Below are 12,019 nucleotides of genomic sequence, written 5' to 3' on the forward strand. Positions count from 1 at the left end.
TAATTCTGTTTGAAACATAATTTTCGGGTAGCAACGACACCACTACCCAAAAAAAATGTCAAGAATCAAATATATTTCAAACTTTTAAAAATACTGTCCTGTACTGTATGGATGCCGTTAAAAAGTATCTACTTCTTAACTGAGCCTATTTTAGCACTGCCACTTTTGAAACTATAATTTTAACAGGGCCCAGCAAACCCGATGGCAGCAGTTTTGAATCTTTATGCCAATGTTTAAAAGCAGCAAAAGTAGAACGGTCTGTGGGACGCGGGCTATTGTTCAAAAGCCAATCGGGCCAAGTGGAAACATTAGGTCCTTTTCGTTCGTAATCCAAAGGCAGTTGTTCATCGCCAATCAAACGGTTGGGCCAAAGGTTGGTAATTTTTATTTCTAATGTATTATTTCCAGCTACCACAAACTTATTGATATCAATGCTAAACGGCGCTTTCCAATAAACGCCCAGATTTTTGCCATTCACAAATACTTCAGCAATTTCCTTTACAGTTCCCAAATCTAATTGTAACGAATACTCCTCTTTTAGCAAATGCGCTGGAATATCAAACTGCTTTTTATAACTGGCCGTACCCGAAAAATAACGAATATCATCGTTAACTGAAGTTGTCCAAGATGTTAAATTGTTGAAGGTTTCCTTTAAAAGCGTTTCATTCTTCATCGGAAAACTTACCTCCCAAGCCCCTGATAATTCAATAGCCTCAGGAACTGATTTTACCTTTAGTGTTTTGGTTTTACCCGTAGTAGTTTGGTACTTCAATTTCCCAGCCCAAGGGGTGACCCAATTTAATTTTTCTTGGTTATAAATCAATTGGGGTTCTGCTGTTGCCTCGGTCAATTTGAGTAGTCCTCCATCATAAACCGTTATGGTTTTTACCTCATCATTGGTAGCATACTCCAAGCGCAAGGATTTTTTTGTCAGGATTTCATTTCCTTCAAGAAAGCTTTCATTTACTGGAATTTCATACACTCCTGAGTCCACCATTTTTTTAACTTTTTCCGTAACATCATGCAGCTGATTATTTGCAGGAAGTCCTTCAATTCCTCGTTCAAATTTCCCGAAAATTGCTTTTAGAATTTCTAATTTTCCATTCTCAGGCGCAGCAATTTCCAGCCATTCTCTTTCCATCGCATTTTTTTCGAGAATTGCATTTCCTACTTTGTATTGAAGGCGCAATTCTTTTTTGTAGCCCGGAGCAGGGTCACCCCCGCAGAGGTCTCTGGTTGCCTGTACTTTCAGTTGATTGTTTTGAATACTTTTGGCCACTACTGCTGTTACGTCAACCACACCATCAGGCAAGAAAGTACCATATTCGGCTTTGATGATTTTTAGGTGGGAAAGTGGCGTGCTCCTGTTTTTTTGAACCTCTACAGAGGCACTTAAAAGATGATTTCCTGCATCCATTGAATCTCTAAAAACAACAAAAACAGCTGCTTCTGAGGCAAACGGAATAGCCACAGTAGTCGTCCCATCTTGATTATCCTGCCAAACGGCCGCCTTGGTAATGGCGCCCGTTTCGGCATTCCAAAATTCAGGTTGTTTGCCCGATACTCTAAAACGACAGTTTATCGTTTGACTTTCCTTTAGCGTATTGACCACAAAATAAATATCGGTGTCGGCTGTTTTTCGGTGGATGTATTCTAAAGCTTTATTGCTTCCATTTACAACAGAAAAATCAGGTGGTAACATCCTTTTTTGTAAGCTTTTAACGATTGAACTATCTTGTATGAGTCCGTTATCCCATAAGGCATCAGCTATTTGAGTCAGTTGATTATCGCAGTTAGGAAAATTTTGAAGGCTAGGCGATTTTTTGGGTTTTGTACCCAAAATAACAGCACCTCCTTTGGCCAATTCTTCTAATTTTTTCAGTATTTCTGGTGTCATCCAAGGCGTGTCAGGAAGTACCAACGCTTGGTATGTGTCGCCAACTGCGGTACAAATCAATCCCTCTTTTACCGATAAACTGCTTATTTTATTAGAACCTATCACATCATAATCATAGCCTAAAGCTTTTATTTCGGGCATCAATAAGGCGTCATTAGGCGAGGCTTCTCCTGTAAACACCAACACATCGGCTACTGATTTGCCTTGTTGCAGCAAAAACTGGCCACGACCGATATAGTCTAAAAAGGATTTCCCTTGGTTCCACCAAGTATTTAATCTGTTAAAATCAATTCCAAAACTTTGTAAAGTCAAGCCCGGCCCCAGATTCCAAGGTTGGTGCACATAACAATGAATCACAAAACGATTGATGCCTTGCGCCCAAGCCAAGTCGCCCATCTTTTTCAATACGCCCGGATGTCTTTGCCAACCGCCTGTATCAGTAAAAGCTTCGGCTTCGGCAATATTGTTGCCATTTAATTTGGCTATCGAAGCGACAAACTTAGGCGAATCGAAAAAAGCTAAATAGCCACTCCAAAATTCAGACATCACCAAATCGGCCGTTTCGCCCACTTGCATATTATCAAAAGGTCCCCAATACGGTTCGGTTGAAATGAGCATGCCGTGTTGATGGCTAAGTTCGGCTATGCGTCCATAATACTTTTTAGCTATTAAATCACCAATGGTACGGCGAAAGTCCCAAAGAAAACGTTCCGATTCTTCGCCACTTTCTACATAATAACCCGCCAGCGTAGGCAAATACAAATGACAATCATACGAACGCAGCCTTTGGAATTCGGCAGCAAAATTTTTAGTCCAGTTGGTTGTCCCTACTTCATAACTATCAATATGGCATCTGTTTACCACTGTTCCTACTAGCCCGTCCAATTTGTTGAGGATGGGCATTATATTTCCATTCCAAAATAAATCAACGGCCTCAGTGCTCATTTTGTCACATTCTAAACCACGACCGCCATCGCTGGCAAAACGATTCATCTCGCCCGTGGGTGTATGGCCAATACGCAAAATTACCCAATCTCCTGAGGGTGCTCTCCAGTTTAACGAACCATCAGTTGCCAGTTTAGAGGTTAAATCTATTATTTCTGATTTTTTTACGATGGCCAAATCCGAAATCGGTTTAGCATCGGGAGCTAAATGACTGCGCACTTTGTCCGAAAGGGTTTTTATATCCAATTCATCGATGCGTTGGTTGCTTTTGGGATTTGGAAAAGCAAGTATAGCGATGTCTTTATAGTAGTCTAATTTGGTTTCGGGTTGGGGCAGTTTCCCTTGGAAAACTTTGTTTCCTTGATGGATGGTTTTAGAATACACCAGTTTTTGCATGGCATATTCAGGTGTAATCGCAGGACCGCCCGAAGACGACCAACCAGCACCATTGTGAAAGCCCAATTCCAATCCCAATCGTTTGGCTTCTAAAGCAGCGAAATGAAAGAGTTCTAACCAGTCTGGACTTAAATAAGACACCACCCCTTTGGGATTTCCTAAACTGACATTAAACAGAATAGCACCTTGAATCCCATTCTTTTTCATCGCCTCCAAATCGGCGGTGATACCTGCTCTACTTACATTTCCATTAATCCAAAACCAGATAGTTCGGGCTTTTGCCGAGGCAGGAGGATTTTGGAAATTTTGTTCCAGCGTTGTGTTTTGCGCTATCCCTTTTGAGAAGAACAAACACAATAACAAGCTAAGCAAGACGGTTTTGTTTTGAATTGTTATTCTTTTTTTTAGAAAACCTTTTTGATTCATTATACTATCTACTTTAATTAGAGGATTTGTTTTTTCTACCCTAAATTTCAAGAACCGTTATAGTTCTTTAATTTTTAAACTTTACTCCTTAAAATTATTCATTGAAAACTTTAAGATTGTCAAAAAGATTATTGTTATAGGAACTTCCCAATAAAACATACCCATTGCCTGTATTGTGGGTTAGTTCGGTTAACAATACCCCATCAACAAATGCTTTAATCTCTTTTTCTTTAAAACTAAGTTTTAGATGGTGCCAAATACTTCCGTCAAAATTCTTAATAGTCCCCGAAGCCAAAATTGTTTTATCGAAAACCAGTTTCCAGTTTCCAGTTTTTTCAAGCATCAAACGATGTCCTTTTAAATAACTGCCTTGTACTCTTCCTCCTAATTCAACATCACCACCATCGATGAATACATCAACGCTACAGGTAAAATCCTTCCAGTTGATGTCCCCCACTAAAGTATTGGGTTTAATATTCGACTGACGATACACACGCATCCAGTCGTACCCTTGTTCGGGATTAATTTGTTTCAAACAATTTGTTCCATCTTCTTTTTTGGCAATTTCAAAACTCCCTGTCTGGTCTGAATGGTATTTAGGTAAATCCCCTGCTTTTCTATCTTCATAATCTTCACTATAAGGAAAAGGAAAAGCCGTTTCATTAGGAATTGTATAATGCCCTTTTTGTTGACCTGTAGTGGATGTCAATGAATAGATGCTCTTAGCGTCAAGATTTATTACAAACTTTCCATTTTTAGGACTGATGCTTTTTTGCTGAACAAACTGATTCTTTTCATCTGATTTCCAAACTGTAACCGTTTTATCCGACAAGCCTTTTTCAATCTTAACTTCTAAGGTCTCAGCCTTCTCAGTACAAATAATCATACTCCAATTATCGCTGTTTATTTCTTTTAAACTAACACAACTTCCTTTGTAAGTTGCAGCATCAAACAAGCCACAAGCTTTGTCTAAATACTGCCATTTGTTAGGTTCTGCAAATTGTGTGGTGTGCGCTGTTGCCCAAATAGTAGGCCATACTTCGTAATAACCACTCCAAGGACTGTTAGCCTTCATAGCACCTGCCTTATCCCAAGTAACCGATTCATATATCGAGCCAATAGGAGCCCAAATGAGTGTTTTGGTAATTTTATCTCGAATATAAAACTTGTTGTATAAACGTGCTAGATTGAGTGCACCAGCTCCACCCCAGTCTTTACCTGTCCAGCTCCAATCTTCACTAGCCCAAAGCGTTTTGCCCGATGCTTTGGCCTTGGCAGTTGTAGGACGACCTCTACCATCCACCATATTTTCATTAAACTCACGTCCCGTTATATAGTGATAACCAGAGGCTTCTACCACCTTATCGAATTCCGAATCCTTTTCAAAAGCTTCAAAAATCTGCCAATCGCCACTGTTGTCATCTGGTCCTTGAATTTTCACTTTTTTGTAGCCTCTGGCATCCAATAGAGGGCGCACTTCATTGACCAACCAATCGCGATCCGTATAGTTCTCATTTTCGGCCGCTGCTACCCAGTCCATATCCAAATTCCAATCACGCTTTGCTACATCCATAAATGAAACGAAATATTCAGCAGATTCATTGGTATAAATATTCGGTTTCAGATAGCCTGGAAAACTCCAAGGCAGGTATTCTAAAATCAAGTCTCGATTTCGGTTTTTAGCTTCGCGCATCAGCCAAAATTCATATCCTCTGGACACTGGATTTTTTAATTCTTCTCTAGTAATAGCATGCGAGGGTTCAGACCCACAAGTGGAATTTTCGCCACCACCCATTTCTACTTTTAGATGCTGAAAACCAGCCCCAAACTTGGGTTTAAACAACAAATCTAAAATTTGACTTCGGTAAGGATCTTTATAATCGTACAATAAATCAGTAGAAGCACCCGCACTAACGCCTCCAATTCCTTCAAAAACCCGACCCTTATCTTTTGGGTTTAAAGTGATTTTTACTACCCCTTTTTTTTGTTCAAAAACGGGTGGTACAAAAGTTTTTTCAGGGTTTTTAATATCACCCATCACAAACCAAGAAGGTTCACTGTGTAACACCCCGCGATTATTACCCCAAACAGTCACCATCCAATAAACTTTTTGCCCTGATTTTAGAGGTTCACCCAAATATTTATAGGGTCCTGTACCTGCATTGCTTGTTGGCCCTGTATCCCAAATATCAGGATACTTTAATTTCTCAATACTGGTGGCCATCATAATCCGAAAACCTCCTTGTTCTGGACTTGTTTTATCGCCTACAAATGTCCAGCTAAAACTGGGATGCGTTTTGGTAATTCCTACAGGATTTGTTTGTCCTTCGCATTTTAGGTTTTTGATTTCCATAGCCTGTACCATTGTACTGATACTCATTAGAAAAAAAATAAAAATTCTCATAAATTGACTTTTTTTAGTTATACAATACGTTTATCTAATCTGGTTTTTTGAATGAAAAATAAAGAATAAGGCCTCTAGGATTATCTATTCCAAAAGAGGGTACTCTATTATTGGTATTGAGCAAGCACTGACCATTTGCCAGGAGCAACTTTAAACATGATATCATTTGAATCTTGACTTACATATTCAAAACCTTTCAATTGTTTGAATTTCTTATCCCTCTTCCAAACATTTTTTCTGTTTACTAAAATCTTGCTAATCTTTTTACCTGATTTAGGTACATAAATGGTTGCTGTTGTTTCTTTAGGAGAAATTAAATGAATAGAATACCTATCTTTTGATTTATTTTCTTCGACAGAAATATCGCCTTTTACAGAAGGAACAATTTGCTTTACATAAGTTAGATGCGCTAGATTTGGTTTTACTTCAAAAGATTTCCAAGCTACATCAGTTGCCTTTATTCCTGCAATATATCTAGAGAGTACATAATTAGGCGCATTCCACGCATGGTTAGGTGTACCGGGTTTTTTATCATCAAATTTTTCATAAAGCGTTGTTAGTTCTTTATTATTTACTTGAGATTCATAACGCTGTTTCATTCGCAACAAGCCCTTATCATATTGACCTGTCAACATAATAGCCTCTTGTGCAATCCATTCCATGTGAGGACTTGCTTTTTGAACAGGAAGTAAAATAGAATCTACTAATTTGTCATAATGGGCTTTGTCAGCCAAACCACTGACAATAGCCAAAGACGTGGTACGCTCTTCTATTGGTTTCCCTTTTGTTCCATAATGTGTCTCTTGCCAATACTCATTTGCGAAGTTTTTTTCAATACTTGTTATTCGATTGCTATACCATTCAATATCTTTATCTTGCTTCAATGCTATTGCCATTTTTTTGGCAGCTTTTAGCGCCATATAATACCAACAAACATTCGTTGGGGTTGAATCTGTATCTTCCCCCCAATCTACCCAATTGGCATAGCCCTTGCGATGTTCGGGTAAACCATTTGGTTTCATTTTCCAAAGATTTAGATAGTTAAAAATAGCAGGATAAGCATTTGCTAATGTTTCTTTATCTCCTGTATTGTAGTAGTATTGCCAAACTACTTGATCGATAAATTGTAAACTTTGACAGGTAAGTTCGCTACTTTTTCCTCTGTAAGCTCCAAAGCCGGGTGCTAACCCTTGAATCGTATCACCAGCGCGATAGGCAATCGTATTGTCAATTCCTTTTTTCAGCAGCTGACGTCCGGCATCATCCAAAGTGTAGAAAATGGCACCCGTTTGATCGGCTACATCACCTATCCATAACCCACGTTCTCTATCAGGACAATCCATATAACCATCACGGGCACATATATACAGGGTATTACGAGCCATCCACCAAAGACGTGTAAAATAATCATCATTACATTCAAAATTACCTGTCATTTCTCCAACGCCTGTCCATCGGTATTTTAAGTCTAATACCTCAACACCTGGCGGAATGCTGTAGGTTACTACATGGCCATTTATCCAAGAATAGGATTCAAAGGCTTGCTCTCCATCTTTAGTAATATAAGTTCCACTTAACATATTAAATGGATTGTCGGTATTTGCAATAATGGTTTTACCCGCAGTGCTATTCACTTTCAAATAAGGTGTAATTTGTTTGTTGAAAGGAAGTTTAGCATGGATGATTACTGTAGCATCTGTATTGTTTTTATAAGGTAATTTAATATTAACCTTATCCGTTTTAGAGCTAATTTTAAGTGATTCATAATTAGCTAAGCCTCTGTCGTTCCATTGCGGAATAGCTCTTTTTACTAAATTACCCCAGGGTAAACTGTTTGCCAATCCTTTTAGGGTTGGACGGCTCCAATTACTATCATCATAATTTTGAGTGTACCAAGCCTTATCAGACCAGTCTCCCATAGCCAAACGTGCATCAAATTTTACATTGTAAGCATTAACACGATTGGCAGAATCGCCACCGCCACCGCTATTGGGGTCGTAAGCTGGATGTACTTTTAGCTTCCAGTCTGTATTTGATTCTATAATCTGACTTCCAAAATTGGCATAAAATAAGAGACCGCCTTTGCCACTATCATCATGAACTTTTCGTGTTCTTCCCCAGTACCAAACCAAAATAGCGATGGTATTTTGCCCTTTTTTTAAATGGGGTTTTAAGTCAACCTCATCATAATAATTGGTGTTGGGAGCTGCACCACGAGCCAAACCACCTTCAAACAAAACCGCTTTACCATTTACCCACAGCCAATATTTGGTATCTACAGCTAAATGTGCCAAAGCTTCAGTAGGAACATTTTTAAGGTCAAAAGTTTTACGAAAAGCAACCCAGGAATTGGCTGGTCCTGCCTCTTCTTGCCAGATCCATTGTGCGTTACCCCAATTGGGGATTTTGGCATAGCCAATAGTTGTAAAAACTGTAAAAACTAGTAGGATAACAAAACGAAGTTTTATTTGATTTTGATAGATGGTATTCATTTATTTAAATTATGTTTTTTGAATTTTATGACTGATAAATATAATTTATTGATTTATTTATACTATCCTGCACTGTCTCACTTTTAAAGGCTAATCAGTGAAAAAAAATCATCACTAATTCTTATTATTTAATTTTTTCAATAATTACTGGTCCCAACAAACCTGATGATTGTATGTCACTATCAGGCTTAATATCATCAGTAACTAACCAAGTATATTTTTCATCATCAGACCGTTGTTTGTCTCTTATGAGTTGATTTCGCCACAAGTTCACCACCTCAATCTCTAAACTATTCTCTCCTTTTTTCAAAGCATTTGTTACATTTAGTCGATAAGGTGCCATCCAAACACCACCCATATCTTTTCCGTTCAATTTGACTTTTGCCATTACCGAAACTTGTCCTAAATTAAGGTACACATCTTGATTTTTGGGCAGTTTATCCATTTGAAAAGTTGTTGTATAGTTTGCTGTTCCTGAATAATATTTAATTTGTTCATCGGTTGAATTTGCCCAATCTATTAGCTCATTAAAAGCAACAGGCTTTTGTGGTGCAATATCTTTGTTTTTGAAATCGACTTCAAAAAGACCATTAACAGTACTTATTTTTGCAAAGGCTGGAAAATTGGTTGAATACAGCTGTTTTTTGTCAACATTTTTATCCTCTTTTGTAAAGACTACAAACCAACTTTGAGTAGCTTCCATTTTTAAAGGTACTTTTATTCCTGTTGGTGTTAATTCATAGTTGGCTAACGCCCTAACTTCGCCGCTTACGGCATCCCATAATTGTGGTTTTAGTTTTTTATTCACGCGAAAAACAGGAGACAGCTCAATGTTTTTATCACTTTGATTACTGATGAAGTAAACATCCATATCAGGCATCGTTCGATGAATCCACAGAACTGGTGCATCAGCAGAAAGCTCGAAATCTTTTGACAGATTAATAGTCTCGAATACTTCTGACAATTTATAACCATCCATCACTTTTCCTTTTCCATATTGCAGGGTCATTTTTCCTTGATTGTAGGTTCCGCTCCATAATTTGCTAGCCAATGCTTTTACTTGTTCATCACAGGCTGGGTAGTTTTGTAAGCTAGGAGATTTTTGAGGTTTTGAACCTAAAACAACGCCCCCTTGTTGTACCAACTCCTCGATTTTTTTCAATAATTCAGGTCGCATGTTGGTGAATGGAGGTAACACCATCACTTTGTATGACATCCCATCGGGTAATACAAATCGGCCATCTTGAACCGTTAATCGATTCATAATCACCTCTGCATTAATGTAATCATAAGAATACCCTTGAGGGATTTCTGGATTACGAACACCAGTCATTACAGGAGCATCTTCACCAATATAATAGCAAACATCGGCTACATATTTACCTTGTTGTAATAAATGCTGGCAACGACGCAGATAGTCAAAATAGGTATCGGCCTGACCAAACCAAGTATTATGACGGTTGAACTCGGTACCAAACCAGACATTCATTCCAGGTTTGCGATTATCATCAGGTTGTTGAATATACAGGTGCAATACGAAATGATTAATCCCTTCTGTAAGTGCCCAATCACCGCGTTTTTTAAGCATGGCAGGATGACGTAGGAAGGCTTTTCGGGAGGAAGTAAAAGCCTCTGCCGAAGTTATAGGCTTTCCATACGTATGTGAGGTTGAAGAAGAAGCTTTACATTCGATATTCCCTAGCGTACCTTCGTTCCAAAATTCGCCCCCTATCAAATCCGACTGACCTCCATACATCATAAACTCGCCCGGAAAACCCCAGTGACCGTAGTTTTCTAACCAAACTTTAAGGTTGTGCTTGTTGCTGGCTTTGCGTAATCCACCCACGTATTCATAAGCAACATCATCTGCAATAGAACGTCGCAAATCCCACAAGAAACGTTCAGATAGCTCTACACTACCCACAATTCTACCAGAAAGAACAGGTAAGAATGGCACAGGATCGTAGCCATATTTTTCTTTGAATTTAAGTTCATAACCGTCTGTCCAGTTTTGAGCCCCTTGTTCATAACTATCTGCCACTACATATTTAAAAGCTGATTGGCTTTCTTTAGGAATTCTTTTTATCAACTCGCCAACAAAATTATCGAAATGGTACTCTGCTAAAGAGCTGCTCATTTTATCAATTTCGTAACCAACACCTTGTGGCGCTGCTGGAGCGTTTTTAGTGCCTGTAGGTGTCATTCCCATTCGCATAATAGTCCAATCTCCTGCAGGTGCATCCCAATTTAACACTCCATTTTTATCGAGTTTATCGTTTAGAGTAATTAATGCATCGGGATTAATACTTAAACTTTTATCTTTTAGTGCTTCTTGTTGTCCATAGATGTACGAATCCCATTGAATACCGGGAGTGGAGTTCATTTTACCCAATTGTTTCTCTATGAATTTATCTAATACAGGTGCTTCAGAAATAGTAATTTCAGCAAAACCATATCCATCGCTTTTGGTTCTGAAATCAGTACATTTTAATATAAACTTTTGTCCTTTTACATCTGGTAAATCAGTAGCATAAGCGCCCGTTTTAATGAATGCCACATTGGGTTCTATTTTAAAACGGTCAAAAGTAAATTCTTTTACAATTTTCTCCTTGCCATCAACCACAGCAAGTAGCGTCATATTACATTTGAAAGCTTTGCTTGGTGTAATGGCTATAGAACGTGCCGTTATTGACTCGGAAAGTTCAAAATTAATTTCTAAAGAAGCTCCTTTCTTGGGTTCAAAGTTGGTACCTTCTTCTATATTTCCATCGGTTAAAATATTTACGTTAATATCGCTCCAATTGGTAGTTACTTTGGTAGGGATAAATTGGGTACTTCTTTTTTCAACCTCCAAAGTTTTGAAGGCAAAGGTGTGTGTATCTTGAAATTTACCCTCTGGTTTTTCGAGCTGTATGCTAAGCTTTTTACCACCCGAAACTTTTGTTTCGCTATAGGTAAGATACCGCATGGCTTTGGTATAATCGACCCAAGGACCACCACTTTGGCTCCATCCAGGACAGTTAAAAACACCAATATCTACCCCAATACGCTTGCCTTCAACCACAGCATGTACCATGTGCGACCACCAATTTTCACTAAGCATGGGTACTTTTCCGTCTTTATGAGCTGGATTTATATTTCCAATTAAAGCACCACCAATTCCGGCTTTTTTCATGGCTTCCAAATCCTTGGTAATACCCCCTTTTGAAATATCATCATTAATCCAATACCAATAACACCAAATAGTATTGTCATTGGCAGGTTTGGTAAAATTAGATTTTAGTTGTTGAAAGTTTTGTTTGCTCATTTGGCTCCAAGTTTTAGAGGAACTCAGTAAAACAAGCATAAACAAAACACTTAAATAACAGCTAACTATTCTTTTTGAATTCATTTCTGTATGATTTTTTTATAAAAAAACACAACTGTTTTGCAATACAATCACAAAACTGTTGTGTCTCT

At 38.3% G+C, this 12,019-nt stretch carries 4 protein-coding genes; all 4 read right to left on the minus strand.

The genetic code is table 11. The annotated features are described in order from the left end of the window. Positions 1-145: 145 nt before the first annotated feature. The 4 genes from K5R64_RS11410 to K5R64_RS11425 all read right to left on the minus strand — a co-directional run bounded on the left by K5R64_RS11410 (position 146) and on the right by K5R64_RS11425 (position 11,867). The gene (locus tag K5R64_RS11410) at positions 146-3,664 is read right to left on the minus strand and encodes a glycosyl hydrolase (protein WP_220763567.1); all 3,519 of its coding nucleotides are present in this window, start codon (positions 3,662-3,664) and stop codon (positions 146-148) included. A gap of 94 nt (positions 3,665-3,758) precedes the next feature. Further along, on the minus strand, positions 3,759-6,068 hold the full coding sequence (locus K5R64_RS11415) for a hypothetical protein (RefSeq protein ID WP_220763569.1): 2,310 nt from the start codon (positions 6,066-6,068) through the stop codon (positions 3,759-3,761). Between the two features lie 107 nt (positions 6,069-6,175). Continuing rightward, on the minus strand, positions 6,176-8,560 hold the full coding sequence (locus tag K5R64_RS11420) for an alpha-L-rhamnosidase C-terminal domain-containing protein (protein ID WP_220763571.1): 2,385 nt from the start codon (positions 8,558-8,560) through the stop codon (positions 6,176-6,178). A 124-nt stretch (positions 8,561-8,684) separates the two neighbouring features. Continuing rightward, positions 8,685-11,867, minus strand: a complete 3,183-nt coding sequence (locus K5R64_RS11425; RefSeq protein WP_255580356.1) for a glycosyl hydrolase — start codon at positions 11,865-11,867, stop codon at positions 8,685-8,687. Positions 11,868-12,019: the final 152 nt, after the last annotated feature.

Source organism: Flavobacterium sp. UMI-01 (assembly GCF_019656315.1).
Taxonomy (GTDB): domain Bacteria; phylum Bacteroidota; class Bacteroidia; order Flavobacteriales; family Flavobacteriaceae; genus Flavobacterium.